Annotated in this window: 15 protein-coding genes and 1 pseudogene; 6 read left to right on the top strand and 10 right to left on the bottom strand. The window is 69.9% G+C overall.

All coding sequences use genetic code 11. The features are described from left to right. Positions 1-69: 69 nt before the first annotated feature. Entirely contained in the window at positions 70-1611 is a 1542-nt protein-coding gene (locus ACZ6KY_RS34550; RefSeq protein ID WP_469314199.1) for an ABC transporter substrate-binding protein, read from the bottom strand. Between the two features lie 129 nt (positions 1612-1740). Here ACZ6KY_RS34550 and ACZ6KY_RS34555 point away from each other — a divergent pair, with 129 nt between their 5' ends. Continuing rightward, positions 1741-2562, top strand: a complete 822-nt coding sequence (locus tag ACZ6KY_RS34555) for an IclR family transcriptional regulator (protein WP_469314200.1) — start codon at positions 1741-1743, stop codon at positions 2560-2562. Here ACZ6KY_RS34555 and ACZ6KY_RS34560 read toward each other — a convergent pair. The 8 genes and pseudogenes from ACZ6KY_RS34560 to ACZ6KY_RS34595 all read right to left on the bottom strand — a co-directional run bounded on the left by ACZ6KY_RS34560 (position 2552) and on the right by ACZ6KY_RS34595 (position 10657). Beyond that, the gene (locus tag ACZ6KY_RS34560) at positions 2552-5161 is read right to left on the bottom strand and encodes a family 78 glycoside hydrolase catalytic domain (protein ID WP_469314201.1); all 2610 of its coding nucleotides are present in this window, start codon (positions 5159-5161) and stop codon (positions 2552-2554) included. The genes ACZ6KY_RS34555 and ACZ6KY_RS34560 overlap by 11 nt on opposite strands. Continuing rightward, positions 5158-6120, bottom strand: coding sequence for an alpha/beta hydrolase (locus ACZ6KY_RS34565; protein ID WP_469314202.1), 963 nt, complete (start codon positions 6118-6120; stop codon positions 5158-5160). The genes ACZ6KY_RS34560 and ACZ6KY_RS34565 overlap by 4 nt, the downstream gene beginning before the upstream one ends. Positions 6121-6202: 82 nt before the next feature. Next, positions 6203-6571 (bottom strand): hypothetical protein, encoded by a 369-nt coding sequence (locus ACZ6KY_RS34570; RefSeq protein ID WP_469314237.1) that lies wholly within the window; start codon positions 6569-6571, stop codon positions 6203-6205. A 7-nt stretch (positions 6572-6578) separates the two neighbouring features. After that, positions 6579-7046: pseudogene (locus tag ACZ6KY_RS34575) on the bottom strand (family 43 glycosylhydrolase); the annotation flags it as partial. Beyond that, the gene (locus ACZ6KY_RS34580) at positions 7043-7819 is read right to left on the bottom strand and encodes an alpha/beta hydrolase fold domain-containing protein (RefSeq protein WP_469314203.1); all 777 of its coding nucleotides are present in this window, start codon (positions 7817-7819) and stop codon (positions 7043-7045) included. The gene ACZ6KY_RS34580 and the pseudogene ACZ6KY_RS34575, both read right to left, overlap by 4 nt. After that, a complete protein-coding gene (locus ACZ6KY_RS34585; protein ID WP_469314204.1) occupies positions 7816-9099 on the bottom strand; it encodes an amidohydrolase family protein in 1284 nt (427 codons plus the stop codon). Before ACZ6KY_RS34585 ends, ACZ6KY_RS34580 begins: the two co-directional genes overlap by 4 nt. Position 9100: 1 nt before the next feature. Then, entirely contained in the window at positions 9101-9880 is a 780-nt protein-coding gene (locus ACZ6KY_RS34590) for an SDR family NAD(P)-dependent oxidoreductase (protein ID WP_469314205.1), read from the bottom strand. 18 nt (positions 9881-9898) lie between these two features. After that, positions 9899-10657 (bottom strand): SDR family NAD(P)-dependent oxidoreductase, encoded by a 759-nt coding sequence (locus ACZ6KY_RS34595; protein ID WP_469314206.1) that lies wholly within the window; start codon positions 10655-10657, stop codon positions 9899-9901. Positions 10658-10787: 130 nt separating this feature from the next. On the opposite strand from ACZ6KY_RS34595, the gene ACZ6KY_RS34600 reads away from it, so the two are divergent. The 5 genes from ACZ6KY_RS34600 (at position 10788) to ACZ6KY_RS34620 (ending at position 16902) form a co-directional block, all read left to right on the top strand. Then, on the top strand, positions 10788-11363 hold the full coding sequence (locus ACZ6KY_RS34600; protein ID WP_469314207.1) for a carboxymuconolactone decarboxylase family protein: 576 nt from the start codon (positions 10788-10790) through the stop codon (positions 11361-11363). Then, positions 11360-12241 (top strand): fumarylacetoacetate hydrolase family protein, encoded by an 882-nt coding sequence (locus ACZ6KY_RS34605; protein WP_469314208.1) that lies wholly within the window; start codon positions 11360-11362, stop codon positions 12239-12241. Before ACZ6KY_RS34600 ends, ACZ6KY_RS34605 begins: the two co-directional genes overlap by 4 nt. Positions 12242-12251: 10 nt before the next feature. Further along, positions 12252-13085, top strand: a complete 834-nt coding sequence (locus ACZ6KY_RS34610; protein WP_469314209.1) for a fumarylacetoacetate hydrolase family protein — start codon at positions 12252-12254, stop codon at positions 13083-13085. Positions 13086-14462: 1377 nt separating this feature from the next. After that, positions 14463-16076 (top strand): long-chain fatty acid--CoA ligase, encoded by a 1614-nt coding sequence (locus tag ACZ6KY_RS34615; protein WP_469314210.1) that lies wholly within the window; start codon positions 14463-14465, stop codon positions 16074-16076. Between the two features lie 412 nt (positions 16077-16488). Beyond that, on the top strand, positions 16489-16902 hold the full coding sequence (locus tag ACZ6KY_RS34620; RefSeq protein ID WP_469314211.1) for an aggregation-promoting factor C-terminal-like domain-containing protein: 414 nt from the start codon (positions 16489-16491) through the stop codon (positions 16900-16902). A gap of 142 nt (positions 16903-17044) precedes the next feature. Here the strand turns inward: ACZ6KY_RS34620 and ACZ6KY_RS34625 are convergent, their stop codons facing one another. Continuing rightward, a complete protein-coding gene (locus tag ACZ6KY_RS34625; protein WP_469314212.1) occupies positions 17045-18841 on the bottom strand; it encodes a helix-turn-helix domain-containing protein in 1797 nt (598 codons plus the stop codon). Positions 18842-18960 lie beyond the last annotated feature (119 nt).

The raw sequence follows: 18960 nt of genomic DNA on the forward strand, positions 1-18960 counted from the left end.
GGCACCGTGCGCGCTGTCCCGTCGGTCGGCCGACGATCCCGAGGGCCGCCGGCCGACCGCGGGGAACGGTCAGGCGACCGGCTTGAAAGAGCTCAGCAGCGGGTAGCCGTCGGTGCCGGGATAGGTCGGCGCCTTGAGCACCTTGGCGTTGTAGCCGGCGTACGCGTACTGCTCCGCGACCGGGATCAGCCAGCCCTCGTCGATCAGCGCGCCGTTCAGCTTCTTCAGCGCGGCGGCGTGGTCCGTGCCGGAGGCGTTCGACGCAGCCCCGAGCGCGGCGCCGATCACCGGGTCCTGTGCCTTGTGCGGGTTGGCGAAGCCGCCCACGAGAACCCCCGCGGTGACGCCGATCTCGTTGCTCATCGTCAGCGGGAGGAAGCCGAGGGGCTGGGTGTTGACCGCGGCGAAGAGCTGTCCGGTCGAGGTGGTGACGTCGATCTTCATGTCGACGCCGATCGCCTTGAACTGGTTCTGGAGGAACTCCAGCGCGGCCTGATCGGTCGGGCTGGCGGTGACGGTGAACGAGAACCCGTTCGGGTGGCCGGCCTTCTTCAGCGTCTGCTTCGCCTTGGCGATGTCGTACGCGTACTTGGTGTTCAGCGCGGGGTCGTAGCCGGGCGAGGACTTGGGGAAGGCGTTGGCCGTCGCCTCGGCGCCCTTCGCCACGGTCTTGACGAAGGCGTCCCGGTCGATCGCGTAGCTCAGTGCCAGGCGAACGTCCTTGTCGGCGAACGGCTTAGCGCTGACCCCGGTCTTGTCGAAGACCAGCAGGTCCAGCATCGTGCCGCCGTTCTTGGCCAGCGAGACGCCGTTGGACGCCGCCGTCCGCTCCGTGGACGTGTCGATGAGCGACGCGTCGCTCTGGCCGGAGATCTGGGCGTTCAGACGGGCGTTCTTGTCCAGGTAGGGCTTGTAGACGACGGTCTGGAACGGGTAGGTGCCCTTGTCCGTGCCGGGCCGGCGGCTCATCGTGTAGCTGCTGCCCTTGACCGCGGTCCGCATCTTGTAGGGGCCCGAGCCGTCCGGGCCCTGGTTGAGCAGGCTCGGGTCGCTGATCGCCTTCGCTCCGACGATCGCCCCGGGGACGCCCGCGAGGTTCGTCTGGAACGAGCCCTGCGCGGTGGGGAAGGTGAGCACCACGGTGTCCGCGCTCGGGGCCGTGACGTCCTTGATCTCGGTCGAGCCGCCCTTGGCGAAGCCGGAGTAGGCCTGGAGCTTGGAGTTGCTGCGACGGTCGAGGTTCGCCTTGACCAACTGAGCGGTGAGCTTGGAGCCGTCGGTGAAGGTGACACCGGACTTGAGCTTCAGCGTCATCCGGGTCTTGGCCTTGTTGTAGCTGAAGGCCGAGACGAGCTCCGGGACGGGCTGACCGTCGGCGCCCTCCGCGAAGAGCGACTGGTAGGCCGACTCGTAGAAGAGCCGCTGGCCGCCGCCGTAGAGCAGCGGGTCGTAGCCCTGCGGTGCCGGGTCGGAGTCGTAGCCGATGGTGAGTGTGGTGCTCGAAGAGCGACCAGCGCTGTTCGTCGAAGAGCCGCACGCCGCCAGAGAGACGGTGGCTACCGCCAGAGCCAGCGTGCTGACTCCCAGACGCTTGAAGGTGAAGCCGGTCATCGAAGCCTCTCGGGTTGTCCAGGTCGGGGTCTTGGCCCGACTTGGGGAGAACAATGAGTGGCGCCAGTCACACAAGTCAGCAATGATTGCCATTGATTGAAACGCGCGCTTAATCGGAAGGTGTTATTCGTGAGCGAGACGGCTGCCGCCACGGCCCCACGCCGGGGCAAGCGCCCACCGCAGGGAGAACCCGTCATCGACCGGGCACTGTCGCTGCTCGAGGCGTTCGACGCGACGCGGCGGCATCTGACGTTGCGCGAGCTGAGCGGGCTCAGCGACATTCCGGTCAGCACGACGCTGCGGCTGGCCAACCGGCTGCTCGCCTGGGGTGCTCTCGAGCGGGACGAAGCCGGCCGCTACTCGATCGGCCTGCGGCTGCTGGAAGTTGCCTCACTCGCCCCGCGCGGTCACGGTCTGCGCCAGACGGCTCTGCCCTTCATGAGCGACCTGGGAGCGGTCACGCATCAGCATGTGCAGCTCGCGGTCCGCGACGGTCTGGAGGCGACGCTGGTCGAGCGGCTCTCGGCGCACAAGGCGGTGCAGGTGCGGTACCGGGTGGGCGGCAAGATGCCGCTGCACGCAACCGGCATGGGGCTGGCGCTCCTCGCCTTCGCACCGGCCGAGGTGCAGGACGAACTGCTCGCTCGGCCGCTGCACAGCGAGCCGGACAAGCGGTTGATTCCGGCCTCGGCGATGCGGCGCACGCTTGCCGAGGTGCGCAGGGAGCGGGTGGCCATCTTCCGCCGCACCGAGCTGGAGACGCTGGTGGCGGTGGCGGCGCCGATCTTCGACGAGCGCGACGAGGCGGTTGCCGCGATCGGCGTGCTGCTCCCCGAACGCGAGGCGCAGCCACGCCGTCTCACCTACGCGGTGAGAATCGCCGCGCAGGGCATCTCGCGTGCCCTCGGCGCCCCCAGCGCGGCCCTGCCGCCGACGGCGCTCAGTTCGTGAAGGTGTGCCGGCCGGGGCCGACCACCTCCACCTCACCGTTCGGCAGCACGACCTCGGCGGTCGTGCCCGGGGGCACGACGACCTCCAGAAGCAACCGGCCGCCACTGAGCCGCCAGGCCGACTCGATGCGCCCATAGGGCGAGTCGAACGCCGCGGAGGCCCGGGTGAGACCGCCGCCCGGGAGCGGGGCCACCCGGAAGCGGCGGTAGGCCGGATCGAGCGGCTTCAGCCCCGCGGTGTGACGGTGGAGGAAGCTGATCACCGCCCCCTTCGAGTAGTGGTTGAGCGACTCGTGGGGCGTGCCGTCGTCCGCGATCCCGTTCCAGCGCTCCCACATCGTGGTCGCGCCTCGATCGATCATCTGCAGCCAGGACGGCGGACCGTCCTGGAACAGGAGCTCGTAGGCAAGACCCACCTCGCCGTGTCCGGCCAGTACCGGCAGGAGGAAGGGCGTCGCCAGGAAGCCGGTGCCGACATGGGTACCCGCGGCCCGGACGAGGCCGACGAGCTGCGCCACGGCGTTCGGCACGGCCTCCTCGGGGACGAGCCCGAAGGTCAGCGCTCGCGCGAGGTTGGCCTGGGTGGCCGGGCGCACCGTGCCGTCGGCGGTGAGGAACTCGGTGCGCCAGGCGGCGGTGACGCGGTCGGCGAGCTCGGCGTAGCGCGCCGACTCCACCGGTTTGCCGAGCACCTCGGCGATACGGGCCATCAGCCCCGCCGAATGCGCGAAGTACGCCGTGGCGACATCGCTCTTGTCGGCGGCGACGAAGGCGCCGAAGTCGTCGACCTCGTTGCCCGGCTCCAGCCACTCGCCCCAGTGGAAGCCCGTGTCCCACAGGTAGCGTTCGTGCGGCGCCTCGGGGCCGGTGCGACCGGGGTGCCGGCAGGTGGCGGCCATCCGCTCGGACCGGCCGACCCAGCGCACCATGTTCGGCCACAGATCGGCCAGGATCCGCTTGTCGCCGTACGCGCGGTACAGCTCCCAGGGCACGATGACGACGGCGTCGCCCCAGCCGGCCGAACCCTGCAACTGTGCGGTGGGACCGTCCGGTCCCTCCGCCGGGCCGTGCGGCGAGATGTTGGCGATCGTGCCGTCGGGCCACTGCTCGATCGCGACGTCGCCCAGCCATTTGGCCGAGAATCCGGCGACGTCGTACAGGAACGCGGCCGTCGGCGCGTAGAGCTGCCAGTCGCCGGTCCACCCCGCCCGCTCCCGGTGGGGACAGTCGGTGGGGATCTCGCAGGCGTTGTCGCGGAAGCTCCACACGGCGGCCTCGTGGAGCCGGTTGATCCGCTCGTCGCTGCACGAGAACCATCCCGTGCGGCGCAGATCGCTGTGCACCACGACGCCCGTGACGTCCTCCGGCGTCAGATCGTCGGGATGGCCCTCGACGGCGACGTACCGGAAGCCGTGGGTCGTGTGCCGCGGCTCGAACACGTCACCGGGCCGGCCGCCGGAGACGACGCGGTCGGCCTGCCCGGCGGGAAGGGGCGCGGGCAGGAACGGCACCGCGGGTCCGAGGTGGTCGGTGGTGAGGTCACCGTCCTTGTCGAGCGCCTCCCCGTGGACGAGCGTCACCTCGCCGCCCGCCGGGCCGAGGTTGCTCAACCGGACCCAGCCGTTGATGTTCTGGCCCAGGTCGACCAGTTGCCTGTCGTCGCCGCGTCGTACCACCGACCTCGGCCGTAGCTCTTCGATGCGACGCGTCGGTGGCGCCGGGGACCAGAACAGCGTCTCGTACCCCAGGCCGGCCGGCTCCACCGGGCGCCATCCGGCCGCGTCGGTGGCCCGCCGGTCGTCGGACACCCCGTCGATCAGGTCGGCGCGGAGGAGGCTCGACGGCCGTGACTCCCAATCCGCGTCGGTGCCGAACACCTCGGTGGTGCCGTTGGTGTACTCCACGTGCAACTGTGCGAGGAACGCCGTGCGTTCGCCCCACTGATCGACCGCGCGGAAGATCCCGACCTGACCGCGGAACCAGCCGTCGCTGAGCAGCGCCGTCCAGGTGACCGGCCCCGGCCGGAGCAGCGGGGTGGCGTCATAGGCCTGCACCGGGACCCGGGCGGTGTAGTGCGTGTACCCGGGGGTCAGTTCGAGGTCGCCGACCCGGACCCCGTCGAGGAAGGTCTCGTAGAGACCGTGCGCCGTCGCGTACAGCCGGGCGCGCCAAACCGGCTGACGGATGGTCAGGTGACCGCTCAACTCGTAGGCGGGGCGCGGGGCTTGTGGGAGGGGCTCCGGTTCACCGGGCCGGATCCACGAAGCGGTCCAGTCGCCCGCGGCGAGCAGGCCCGTCTCGAAGCCCGCCGCGGCCGACCAGCCGGACTCCCCTCGATCGGTCCGCACCCGCACCCGCCAGCTCACCGGCTGCGCCGATCCGACCGGATCGAACGGCCATGGCCGAAGGACACTTTCGGCGGAATCGACCCAGTCCGAGTCGTGCACCACGCCACCGAACTCCGCCCGGATCCGGTACGCGCTCTGGGTGCGCGTGCCCTCCGGGAGCCGCCACGACAGCCGGGGCTCGGGTTCACCGAGTCCGAGCGGAGAACCGAGGTGCTCGACGGCCAGCGCAGCGGGCGGGGTCGGCGCGCTCATGCGCCGGCCGGCACGGGTCGGCCGACCGTGGCCGCGATCAGGTCCAGCGCGTCGGCGGTCGGCCCCAGCGTGGCCGGGAGATTGAGGTAGCCGTGAGTCATCGAGCGCACCATCACCTGGCGCACGTCCACGCCCGTGGCAGCGAGCGCCGCCGCGAAGGCCTCGCCGGATACCCTCAGGTCGTCGTACTCGGCGTTGAGCACCAGCGTCGGGCACATCCCTCGCAGGTCGGCGAGGATCGGGAAGGCGTAGCCGTCTGCCTTGCTGAGCGGGCCGCCGAGGTAGTTCTGGTTGAGGAAGCCGTGTGCCTCCGGCGGGAAGTGGAGCACCTGGGGCACGTGGCTCATCAGCTCGGCCAGCTCGGGACCGAGCGGCGGGAGCACCGCGTGCGCGACGCCGTAGGCGAAGATCAGGTGGGCAGGGGGCCGGCGGTCCTCGTCGCGCAGCTTCAGGGCGGCTCCCGCCGCGAGGTTGGCGCCGGCACTGGCCCCGCCGACCGAGATCCACTCGGGATCGACACCCAGTTCGGCCGCGTTCTCGCGGACCCAGCGCACCGCGGCCACGACGTCGTCGTGGGGCACCGGGTAGTGCACGCCGTTCTGGCACAGCCGGTAGTCGACCGAGACCACGACCGCGTCGGCGCGCCGCGCCACCTCCCGCGAGGTCCAGTCCGCCTCGGGCATGTCCAGGTCGCCCATCACGAAAGCGCCGCCGTGCATCCACACGAGTGCGGGCCGTCCGGTCGCTCCTGGACGCTCGCCGTAGATCCGTACCGGCACCGGACCGTGCGGCCCGGGCGTCTGTGCCGCGCGCACCGCGACGTCGGGGACTTCGTAGTCCGGCCAGGACTCGAACGCGACCCGCCGCTCGGCGTACTGCGGGTCCTCGAAGAAGGCTTGCATGCTGGGAACACCCTCGATGTGCGCGAAGCGCTGGAGGGTCTCAGGATGAATCGGCATGCGTCGCAGCGTTCCGGTCGCGCTGATCCACGTCACCTGGCCGCTCCATTGAATGGAACGCCAGGACCGACTGAACGGAACGTCAGGACCGGCCCGAGTACCGGAGCCGGCGGACCCGGACCGCGCCCTCGGTCGCGAACGGCCCGACGACCCGGCCCGTGAACGCCTTGGCGGTCTCGAAGCACCAGTGCCGGCCGTCCAGTTCGGCAAGCGTCACGTCCTCGTCGCCCACCCTGGCCGTCAACCGGATCCGGTCGCCCCCGACCGCACCGGCGGAGAAGCCGGAGGGCGGCGGCGCCGACGCGATGGTGAACTCGACGTCCCCGCACGGCAGGGTGGCGTGCCAGGTCCGATCGAATCCCGCCACCACCACCCGCGCCTCGACCTCGACCCCGGCTCCGGTGGCGCGGGCCCTCGGGGGAGTAGCCGCCGCTGCCGGCCCAGAGCGCACGGGGTGTGTCGATGGCCCGGCCGGTCGTCAGGTCGACGCGGACCTGCTGGATCGGGTCGGGATGGCGGGCGAACGTGACGATGGCGGTGCCGTCGTCGTCCCAGGCGAGATCGGGGTCGATCCCGTCGACGGCGGGGATGCTCACGCCGTCGCTCCACGGGCCGGCCGGATCGGTCGCCGTGAAGACGACGCAGCCCCGGCCGCCGAGGAAGACGGTGACGATGAGGTGGAAGAGGCCGTCGCGGTGGCGCAGTGTCGGGGCCCAGACTCCGCCGGGCGTCGGAATCCGATCGAGCTCGACCTGCTCCGGCCTGGTCGCCACATGACCGATCTGACGCCAGTCCCGCAGATCGGTGCTGTGGTAGACCGGCAGCCCCGGCAGGTATTCGAACGACGAGGTGACGAGGTAGTAGTCGTCACCCACCCGCACCACGCTGGGGTCCGGGTTGAACCCCGGAATCAGCGGACGGGTCATGGCGTGACGAGGGTCCGCAGGAACGCGAGCGACTGCTGTTGCAGGGCGGTCACGTCCTCGGCGCCGTCCCAGAAATGGCTCGCGCCGGGCACCAGCACCAACCGCGCGGAGCCTCCCGCCGCGGTCAGGGCCGCGGTGAAGTCGACGCTCTGCGCGGTCGGCACCATCGTGTCGCTGTCGCCGTGCATGACCAGCACGGGCGGCGCGTCGGCACGCACGTGACTGATCGGGCCGGCCTCGCGGGCGAGGTCCGGGACCTTCGCGGCGGGTGCTCCCAGGAAGAGCGCCTCGCGCGTCCGCGGATCGTCGGGGTCGGGCATGGCGGTCAGGTCGGTGACCGGGAACCACGCGACCGTTCCGGCCACGGGGGAGCCGGTCAGTGCGGCCAGCAGGGCGAGGTGCCCGCCGGCGGAGTCGCCCCAGAGGAACACCTGCCCCGCGCCGACCCCGTGGGACGCCATGATCCCGGCGACGGCAGCGACCGCGGCGCGGACGTCGTCGGCCGCGGCCGGGTAGGTCGCCTCGCCACTGAGCCGGTAGTCGATCGCCGCCACCGCGAAGCCCGCCCGCACCATCGTGGGGTAGAAGTCCTCACCCAGGCGCGGCAGCGGGTGACGGCGCGAACCGCGTCGCCACCCACCGCCGTGCACGTGGACGATGACCGGCACCTCGACGGCATCCGCCGCGGACACCGCGTCGGGCAGGTACAGGTCGAGTTCGAGCGGACGGAAGCCCGGGATCACGGCGTACTCGACGTCGTCGAACCGCCTCACGCCGCACCGCTCGTGAGCTGCTCGGCACCCTTGTGGAACCGGCCGCCCTGCACGATGGCGACGAGGTTCCCGGCGTCCTGCAGCACGGTCACGTCCTTCGTCGGGTCGCCGTCCACGACGAGGATGTCGGCCAGGTACTCCGGCGCCAGGAGGCCGACCGGGAGGTCGAGGACCTGACCGCCGTGGAAGGTGGCCGCCTTGAGTGCCTCGAGCGGGCTGTAGCCGAAGAGCCTGACGAAGAGTTCGAGGTCGCGGGCGTTGCGGCCTATGGGGTTGTTGGGGAAGCCGTAGTCGCCGCCCGGCAGCACGCGCAGGCCGCGCCTGCGGAGCTCGGGGTAGAGCTTCGTCATCGCGTCGAGCGCCTTCACCGAGCCCATCTTCCGGGCCATCGCGGTGTCGATCCCGAACTCCTCGCCTTCGTGGACGTTGGCCCACATGATGCCGACGGCGGGCGAGAGGAAGATCGAGTCCTTCGCCTCGTCGAGCAGGTCGATGGCCTCCTGGTCGGCGTAGGAGCAGTGATAGATCGAGCGGAAGCCGCTGGTGACCGCCCGCTTGATCGACTCGGGGTTCTGGGCATGGCAGTTGAGCCAGACACCGGACTCGCGCGCCTGCTCTCCGGCGGCCCGCGCCTCCTCGGCGCTGTACTGCGTCACCATCGACCCGCCCTCGAAGAAGACGTCGTCGTTGCTCATCAGCAGCTTGACGCTGTCGAAGCCGATCGCGGCCTGCTCGCGGATGAACGCGCGCACCGCGTCCGGCCCCGTCTTCTGCTCACGGGGGCCGTCGGGGCCCATCTGCACCGGGTTGTTGTCGCGCTCGAACGACGCGGCACGCATCCGCGGTCCCACCGCGGCGCCTGCCTCGATCTGGTCGCGGAGGATCACCTCGGTCGGTACGGGGGTCAGCGAGCCGGCCGAGTAGGCGCTGGTGAATCCCTGGTCGAGGAGGATGCGCGCGTTGCGCTTCGCGATCTCCAGGTGCTCGTCCGGCGTCGGCATGTGATGGAAGAAGCTGACGTCCAGCGGCGGGTTGAAGGAGGTGTCGATGTGACCGACGGCCGAGGGGAAGGTCAGATGGCAGTGCGACTCGGTCATGCCCGGCATGACCGTCCTGCCGGTGCAGTCGACGACCTGGTCGCCGGGTTGCGTCCGTACGCCACCGCCGACGACGACCGCCTCGATCGTCTCACCGCGGACGACCACATCGGCACGGACGGCCGGGGCGCCCGAGCCGTCGAAGACATTGCCGTTGACGAAGAGGATGCGCCGCTCGGACATCTCAGGCCCCGATCATGTTGTAGCCGCCGTCGGCGACGAAGTAACTGCCGGTGATGTGCTGGGCGTCCGCGGTCGCGAGGAGGAGCGCCGTGCCGGCGACCTCCTCGGGCTTCGGGATGTGGTGCATCGGGGTCATCTCCCGCAGCTTCTCGCCGCGTCCGTTCTTGTAGTCCTCACGGTTGAGCATGCGCTCGGTCTCCATGAATCCGGGCGCGAAGGTGTTCACCCGGACCTTGGGCGCGAACGCCTGGGCGTAGGACTTGGTGATGCCGAGGATGCCGTACTTCGCGGCCGCGTACTGCGGAGCCCGTGCGCTGCCGCGGACCACGACCGTGGAGCCCACGTTGACGATCGAGCCGCCGTCGGGCTGCTCCAGCATCCTGGAGCCGAACTCGTGGGTGCACACCAGGGTGCCCTTGAGGTCGACGGCGAGTGTGTGGTCGACCGCCTCTTCGGTGATCTCACGCCACGACATCTGGTCGCTGGCCATGTCGCCCACGTTGTTGATCGCCACGTCGACCCGGCCGAAGTGGCCCCACACCTCGTCGGCCATGCGCGTGATCTGAGCCCATTCGATGATGTCGGCCTGGACGAGGAAGGCCTTGCGCCCCTCGGCCTCGACCCGGTCGGCCGTACGGCGTGCGCCCGCCTTCGAGCTGCGGTAGTGGATCGCCACGTCGGCCCCCTCCTGGGCCGCCCGGACGGCGATCTCGGCGCCGAGGCCGGTGCCGGCTCCGGTGACCAGGACGACCTTGTCGGTGAATCGCTGCGGAAGATTCATGGGTCTGGGGTCTGCCTTTCAGACGAGGGTGCGACCGCCGTCGACGTACATGACGTGACCCGTCACGAACGCGGACTGCGGGGAGCAGAGGAAGAGCAGGGGTGCGACGACGTCGTCGGCGGTGCCGAGCCGGCCGGCCGGAACGAGACCGACCATGCCTTCGCGCATGCCGGGCTTGTCGAGGTAGGCGCGCGTCAGGTCGGTCTCGGTGTAACCGGGCGCGACGGCGTTGACCGTGACGCCGTGCGGCGCCCATTCGCGTGCCATGACGCGGCAGAGCTGGTTGACCCCGCCCTTGGTGGCGGCGTACGGGGCGTGGTTGGCGTGCGCCAGCAGTCCGGAGACCGAGGACAGCAGGACGATCCGGCCGTAGCCGCCGGACACCATCAGGGCGCCGGCGGCCTGGGCGCTCCACACGGCGCTCTTGAGGTTGACGTCGATGATCCGCTCCCAGACGTCGTCGGGCGTCTCCAGCACCGGGCGGCGGTCGTTGATGCCGACCGCGTGCACGAAGACGTCGAGGCCGCCCATCGTCGCGGCGCTCTCGTCGACCGCGGAACGAGCGCTCCCCGGGTTAGTGAGGTCGGCCGCGCGGGTCGCGATCGAGAGTCCTGCCTCCACGGCCTGCTCGGCGAGGGTGGCGAGTCGCTCCTCGTCGACGTCCGTGACGGTCACGCGGGCACCGTGCCGGGCGAGGCCGAGGGCCGCGGCCGCGCCGATGCCGCCGGCACCGGCCACCAGGGCCGCGCGATGATCAAGTCCGAGCCAGTCATCCATGCTCGGGATGAAAGGCGATGGCGTGTGATCCGCACTACGTTCGTTTCAATCATTGGAACGTGCGGAAGGGCGATGCCATTGCTCGGCACAGCACCGCCTACGTTCCGGCGCGCGCACGACACTCGGCGCCATGACTCGGTTGCCCCGCCTCACCCCAGGTGAACTCGACCTCGACCAACGTCCCCTCTACGACGCGATCGCCGGCGGGCCCCGCGCCGGCGGTCGCCAGCTCTTCGCCCTCACCGACGCGCAGGGAAGACTCAACGGCCCCTTCAACGCGATGCTGTTCGCACCCAGGGTCGGAGCGGCGCTCCAGGAGCTGGGCTCGGCGATCCGCTACCGGACCTCGCTCAGCGGCCGGATCCGCGAACTCGCCATCCTCGCGGTCGCGGCCCAGTGGGATTCGGCCTTCGAGCGCTACGCCCACGAGCCGATCGGCCGGGCAGCGGGTCTGACCGACGCGGAGATCGCCGCGGTGAGCGCCGGCACGGCACCTGAACTCTCGGACCCCGCCGAAGCCGCCGCCCTCGAACTGGTGCGGGTCCTGGTCGCGAGTGGTGACGCCGACGACGGCGTCTTCGACCGGGCCGTTTCATTGAACGGCATCGAGGCGGTGGTGGAGCTCACCACCCTGGTGGGCTACTACGTGACGCTCGCGCTGCAGTTGCGCGTCTTCCGCGTCGGACTGCCAGGAGACTCCGCATGAAACTCGTGACCTTCAACGACGGTCAGGTCGGGTACATCGACGGCGAGGCCGTCGTCGAGCTCGACGTCCCGTCGATGCGCGACTACTTCGAACAGGAAGGGAAGGTCGAGGAGACCGGGCGGCGATTCCCCCTCGGGGAGGTCACCCTGCGGGCGCCGATCGTGCCGAAGAAGTTCTTCCACACCGCCGGCAACTTCACCGACCACCACGACGAGCTGACCGCCGTCGACTGGTCGCACCCGGTGCACAAGGGGATCGTCTTCTTCCAGAACGTCGACGCGATCATCGGTCCCGACCAGCCGATCGTGTACCCCGAGGGGCTCACGAAGGAGCTCGACTACGAACTCGAACTGGCCATCGTGATCGGCAAGAGCGGAAAGTTCTTCGGCCCGGAGGAGGCCGAGGACTACATCGCCGGCTACACGGTCTTCAACGACATCACCGCGCGTGACATCCAGCGCCGCGAGATGCAGTCGGGCGTCTTCTCCTTCTCGAAGGGGATCGACACCTTCTGCCCCATCGGTCCCTGGATCGTCACGAAGGACGAGGTTCCCGACCCGCACGCGCTCGCGATGGAGCTCCGGGTCAACGGCGAGCGGCGGCAGACCGGCAACACCCAGAAGATGATCATCTCGATCCCGCACCTGGTCGCCTACCACTCGGCCCAGGGCTACACGGCCGGCGACATCATCACCACCGGCACGATCTCGGGCGTCGCCGCCGTGCAGCCGAACCCGTTCGACTTCTACCTCCAGCCCGGAGACCGCATCGAGGCGGAGATCGAGGGCGTCGGCACGCTGCGCAACCACGTGGTCGGCTGGAAGGACGCGCACGACACCGAGCCGTTCTCCATCGACCTCTACGGCCCGGCGAACTGAGGCGGAACAGATGCGACTGGCCACGCTTTCCGACCGGGCCGTCCTGCTCACCGAGGACGGCGCGGTCGACATCGCCCACGCCTCCTCGGGGCGCTTCGGCCCGGACCCCATGGACGTCCTGACCGACTGGACCGGGTTCCGGGCCTGGGCCGCGAGCGCCGAGCTGCCCGCGGCGAGCCCGTACCGGACCGCCGATCTGGACGCGCCGGTCCCGCGACCGCGCCAGGTCTTCGCGGTGGCGCTGAACTACCGTCCGCACGCCGCCGAAGCGGGCTACGTCCCGCCCGAGATCCCTCTGCTCTTCACCAAGTTCCCGAGCTGCGTCGTCGGCCCGGCCGCGGAGGTCGAACTGCCCAAGGGCAATGTCGACTGGGAGCTGGAGATGGTCGCCGTCATCGGTGCGCCCTGCCATCGGGTGCCGGCGAGCAAGGGCTGGGAGGTCGTGGCCGGGCTCACCGTGGGGCAGGACCTCTCCGAACGCGTCCTCCAACTCACCGGCAAACCATCGCAGTTCTCGCTGGGCAAGTCGTATCCGGGCTTCGGCCCGACCGGTCCGGCGCTGGTGACCCCCGACGAGCTGCCGGACCGGGACGACATCGCGATCGAGTGCCTGCTGAACGGCGAGAGCGTCCAGGCGGCACGCACCAGCGAGATGATCTTCTCCGTTCCGCGGTTGGTCGAGTTCATCAGTGCGGTGTGCCCGCTCTACCCCGGCGACCTCATCTTCACCGGGACCCCGGCCGGGGTGGGCAACCGTCGCGTTCCGCAGCGGTTCCTCGGCCCCGACGACGTCCTGGTCAGCCGGATCGACGGCCTGGGCGAGATGCGCCAGACCTTCCGATGAACGCGGCCTGCGCCGGCCGCCACCCAGGAGGCCGGCGCAGGTCCGCTTGGCCCGGACTGCGGCTGGTCACATCGCGTGTGACCAGGATCGGTGGTTGGCACACGTGGGCACACCTGACCTGTTGGCCGTGGCCAGAGGGCTCAGCTTCCAGAGCGGCGTCTCTTGGCGGCACGTAATTCAATTATCTCGGCGGCGGGTGTACCTGGGCCCAGACCACCGCGCCGATCGGCCTGGCTCTGCTTCGAGGACGAAGCAGAGCCAGGGGTCTGAGGCCGCCCAAGGGCCGCACCTGGGACCGACGGGGCCGCAAGCGCATCGAAAATCCACCTGGTCACGGACCGGAACGGACTGCCCCTGTCACTGGGCATCTTGGGCGCCAACATGAAAGGACATCGTCCTGGCTGGCCGGCTGCCGTCGACCGCATTGCCGATACGAGCGCGAGGACGGGCACTTCCCGGCCTTCGTCGGCATAGCCGCGGCCCTCATCGCCTACCGCCGACTCACCAAGTGAAACGATGTCCAAGGCGGGCTTGGACGGAATGGTGAGCACGACGCGACGGCCGTAGTGCCAGGGCCTTCGCTGGATGGGGAACCCCTGGAGGCAAAGGTCGTCATCGATGTGGGTCTTCTCGACCGAGAGGGTCATCTTCAGCCTGCGGGCCGGCAGTTCACCGATCTCCGCCTTGGCTGTCTCAGCCGCGGACTTGGCGCCGTGCACCAGCACGACGAAGTCGTCGGCGTACCGCACCGGACGGTGGTTCGGCAGCCCTTTGCGCCGTCGGGCCCGCCAACGTGCTCCAGGGCTCATCGCGGTGTTCCAGATCCGCGAGAAATGCCGGTCCAGGACAGAGAGCGCGGAGTGTGGGGAACCGACGCCGAAATGATCCGACGAGTGGGAGATTCTCACCTCTCTCCATTCCGGAACCGCACCTAAGGTGGCGTTCGGCCCGTAACGGATGCTGGGTCAACGAGACACTCATGAACAGGCATCCACCTGCCGTCACTCGACGGTTTTCCTATCCCCGAAACAGGCCGGCGCGACCATGGCCGGCTTTGGTTCTCCGATACGCACACCAGCCAGATCCTCCGCGTCGGTCCGGGGCGCGAACGAGGTGCCGGTGACGGGCATGCGTAGCGACGGCCAAGGCGATCCGAATCGGAATTCCCGGCCCGCGCCGCCCGCCGGTCCGGACCCTTCGCACACCTCTCGACCTGTGCCCGTCTTCTGGGGGCCCGGACCCGACGACCGAAGGAGAAGACACATGTCTGATCAGTCCCGCGTCCCGACCGTGGGCGGAGCCGCTGGTGGCAAGCGGTCGGGCCCTTTACCCGAAGAGGCACTTCCGGGGCGGGGCGCGGCCGGGGCCGTCGACGTCATGGACGGGCTGATGCAGCCCCGGCCGCTCACCATCGCCCACATTCTGGAGCGTGCCGAGCGTCTCCACGCGCACAAGCACGTCACAACGGCCGGTGCCGAGCGCCTCACCTACGCTGACGTGGCCGACCATGCCCGGCGCCTCGCCACCGCACTGGACCGCCTCGGTGTCCCGGCGGGCGCCCGTGTCGGAACGTTCGCCGGCAACAACCGGCGCCATCTCACGCTCTGTCTCGCGGTCCCGGCCACCAAGAGGGTGCTGCACACGATCAACATCCGGCTCTCCTCGGAGCACCTCGAATACATCGTCAACCACGCTGAGGACGACGTGGTGTTCGTCGATCGCGGGCTGCTCCCGCGGATCTGGCCCAGCGTCGAACGGCTACCTGGGGTGCGGCACTGGGTCGTGCTGCCCGACGGGAGCGACGCGGTGATCCCCGCGGACGAGCGCATCCTGGACCACGACGAGCTGATCTCCAGTGGTGAACCGTTCGCGGGCTCGTTCGAGGACGCGTTCACGCACGCGGACGAGAACCTGGCCTCCGGACTGTGCTACACCTCTGGGACGACCGGGCCGCCCAAGGGGGTGCTCTACAGTCACCGGTCGACGGTCCTGCACTGCCTGGGAACGCTGGCGGCCGGCCTCATCGGTCTCGGCGAGAGCGATGTCGTGATGCCGATCGTGCCCCTGTTCCACGCCACCGCCTGGGGCCTTCCGTACGGCGCGATGATGGCGGGGGCCTCCTTGGTCCTGCCCGGCAGCTCCGCGGAACCGGCTCACCTGCTGCGGTTGATGGAAACCGAGCGGGTGACTGTCGCCGGTGCGGTTCCCACGGTGTGGACGAGCCTGGTTCCCGAGTTGGGGTCCTACGACCTGAGCGCCACGCGGATCCTGCTCGGAGGCGGCTCCGCCGTTTCCCCGACGCTGTCCGAGGCCTACCGCGCGGCGATCGGTGTACCCATCACCCATTCATGGGGAATGACGGAGGTCAGCCCCGTCGGAGCCATCGGCGGCACGCGCACCCGACACCGGGCGGCGACCGCGGAGCAGCAGGTGGCGGTGCGGGCCGCCCAGGGCCAGCCCATGCCACTGGTGAACGTGCGGATCGCCGATGTCGAGACAGGCCGGGAGCTGCCACGCGACGGACACGCCGTCGGCGAGCTCCAGGTGGCGGGTCCCTGGGTGGCGGGTGGCTACTTCCGGGACGACGGGAGGGACAGTTTCACCGGCGACGGCTGGCTGCGCACCGGCGACCTGGCCACCATCGACGCCGACGGCTACCTGCGGCTGGTGGACCGTATGAAGGATCTGATCAAGTCGGGCGGCGAGTGGATCTCCTCGATCGAGCTCGAAGCCGTCATCGCCTCACACCCCGATGTCGTCGAAGCCGCCGTGATCGCCCGCCCCGATCCACGATGGGCGGAGCGTCCTGTCGCCTACGTCGTCCTGCGTGACGGCAGTGCCACCACGGCGGAAGAGCTGCTGCGGCACATCACGCCGATGGTCGCCAAGTGGTGGCTTCCCGACGAGTTCGTCTTCATGACCGCACTGCCCAGGACGGGCACCGGCAAGCTCTCGAAGAGCGCCCTGCGGGACTCGACGCGTACCGCCTGAGCCACGATCCGGGGCGCGTGCTGCTGCGCCGGGCCGCCTGCGAGACCGCGGTCACCTGCGACACCCGTACCCCGTGAGCGGCGCCACGCGGAAGGTGACCCAAACGGTGAAGCACCCCACATGACTCACGTCACCTACTAAGGGCGGCAGTAGGAGCATAAGGGACATATGGTCGCGCGCGCACCACCTCTGACCTGGGGTTTGAGACCCGGCTCACAGAGAGTGCCGGGTTGTCCGGTGCGACCACAACTAGTAAAAGGGGTCATTGCGGACACCGTTTCGACCTGTTTGTCTTGGGGACGTCGCCAGGCACCACACCCCCCGGGGTCTCGGTGCCCACGTATGCCGGACCCGGCACCGCACGGTTCCCGGCAGGCAGGCGGCTCCCTGTCCCCGAAGAATGAGGCTCTCCGTGTCCGTCTCCGTCATCCGTCGCATCGCCAGCCCGAAGAAGGCCCTCACCGCCGCCGCCGTGGCCGCCGCCACCGCGGGCCTGGCCCTGGCCGCGGCCCCCGCCCAGGCCGCCGACGGTGCCTCCTCCTCGCCCCAGGCGATCGCGCACCAGATGATCCCGGACGCCTCGCAGTACAACGCCTTCAGCAACATCGTCGAGCACGAGAGCGGCTGGAACATCAGCGCCACGAACTCCTCGTCCGGCGCGTACGGCCTGGTCCAGGCTCTGCCCGGTTCCAAGATGGCCTCCGCCGGTTCCGACTGGAAGACCAACCCCAAGACGCAGATCAAGTGGGGCCTGGACTACATGAACTCCCGCTACGGCAGCCCGGCCGGCGCGTGGAACTTCTGGCAGGCCAACGGCTGGTACTAAAAGAGGGTCCGTCGGCGCGGGGAAAGATCGTTCCAGCGCCGAAACGGATTCCGGCGCTTGCCGGGGAACCCGGCACCCGCCGCCGGCCGACAGCGCTTCGGCGGCAGAGGACGGGGCAGCCGGACACGGTGGGCGCGGTGTCTCACGGCGAGGCGTTCGTGATCGCCCTGAGCTGGTGCAGCCTGAGTCCGAGCTGCAGTTCCAGGTCGTTCTCGCGGCGCCGGTCGAGGCCGAGGACGGTGTCGGCACGGTCCAGTCGCTTGAGCAGTGTGTTGACGTGTACGAACAGGGCCCGGGCGGTCGCCGCGACGTTGGTGCGGTGGAAGTAGTAGGCGCTGAGGGTGTCCACGAGATCGGTTCCACGCCGCTGGTCGTATGCGAGCAGCGGGCCTATGGAGTCGGAGATGAAACGGTCCAGCTCGCAGACCCGTTCGGTGTCGAAGAGCAGGGCGTAGAGCGCGTATCGGCCCGTCGTGGCACCCAGGTCGGTGTGCCCGATGGCTCGCATCACGGCGCCGCAGCGGCTGGCCAGGGAGAAGGCGCGTGACCAGTCATGGTGGACGACCCGTTCCCCGATGACGGCGACGGGGCCGCCCAGCGAGCGACGCAGCCGGCGGTGGACCTCCTCGACGGTGTGGTCGGCGTCGGCGCTCGGCAGGATCACTGTGGCTCTGCCCAGATGTTCGCCGGCGAGTCCGCGGCAGTCCTGGGCGATGTAGTGCAGGTGGCGCGAGAGATCGGTTGACGACAGCGCGGGGGAGTCCGCGACGAGGACCAGATCCAGGCGGTCGGCGTCGATGTTGCGGGCCCGGGTGCGGGCGCGCTGGGCAGAGCTGATCCCTGGGCCGCCGACCATGAGCTCGGTCAGGAGCTCACCGCTCGATCGCTCGCCGGCCTCCGCGACAGCCCGTTCCTTGAGGATGAGCGGCCCCAGGATGTGGGTCGCACGTTCGAGGGTTCGCAGGTCCGCGTCGTTCGGGACGCCCTGTCCGGCGGTTGCCTCCCGGCTCCACGCCAGCGCGCCGAGGTAACTGTCGCCCGCCTGGATCGAAGCCAGACTGCGCGCGACCCCGATAGTGTCGACCGAGGTCGTGCAGCGGCCCGAGCGGCGGGCCATCCCGATCGCATCGGCCAGGTCGGCTTCCGATGGAGCAGGGCACGGGCTGGACGCCGAGTCCCGGCGAAAGAGAGCGTCCCCTGCTCTGTCGATGAGCGTGACGCTTCCGCCCAGTTGATCGGCGAGAAGCTGCGTGACATCGCCCGGTGTCCCACCCCCCAGGACAACCCCGGTCAGGGCTTCGTGGATCGCTTGCGCCCGCTCCACGACGGCCACGTGTTCCTCGATCTTCCGGTACGCGATCCGCAGTTCGTGCAGAGCGGTCCGGCTGGCCTCGTAGAGACGGGCATTGTCGAGGGCGACCGCGGCATGATCGGCGAATGCGCGCAGGAGCGCGATCTCGTCGGCCTGGAAGGACCATTCGGAGCGGTCCGCGGCGAACAGGGCGCCCACGGCTTCACCTCGGATGACCAGCGGCACGCCGAGCAGCGCGACGAGTCCTTCGGCGGTGACCAGGCGGTCGAAGTCCGGATCGTGGTCTATGAGGGTCGTGGCGGCGTAGTCGCGCACCCAGTGCGGGCTCCGGGAGGCCAGCACCTTGCCGCCGAGCCCCACGTCGGCCGGTATGCACGCCGCGAGGAAGGAGGCGGATATCGTCCCCTCCGACGCCCTGACGGACAGTCTGCCGTCCGAGCCGACCAGCGAGAGATACGTGAAGTCCGTGCGGATCAGATCGTGGGCGTGCCGGACGATCGACCGCAGTACCTCATCGAGCTCGCCCAGCGCGGTGAGCGACTTGGCCGTCGTGTACAACGACGCCAGTTCGCGCTGGCGGCGCGCGAGCGAGCGTAACCTCGCCCCTCCACCGAGGCTGCTGACCACAGCGCCATCCCTCCTCGGCATCCTGCCGGTGCTCCAGGTGGGAAGAAGCCCCACCGAATCGACGCGAGGTGTGGGTGATGCACACCTCAACCTCACAGCAACGGCGCCTTAATGTAACC

The sequence above is a fragment of the Streptomyces sp. NPDC042002 genome, assembly GCF_055588305.1.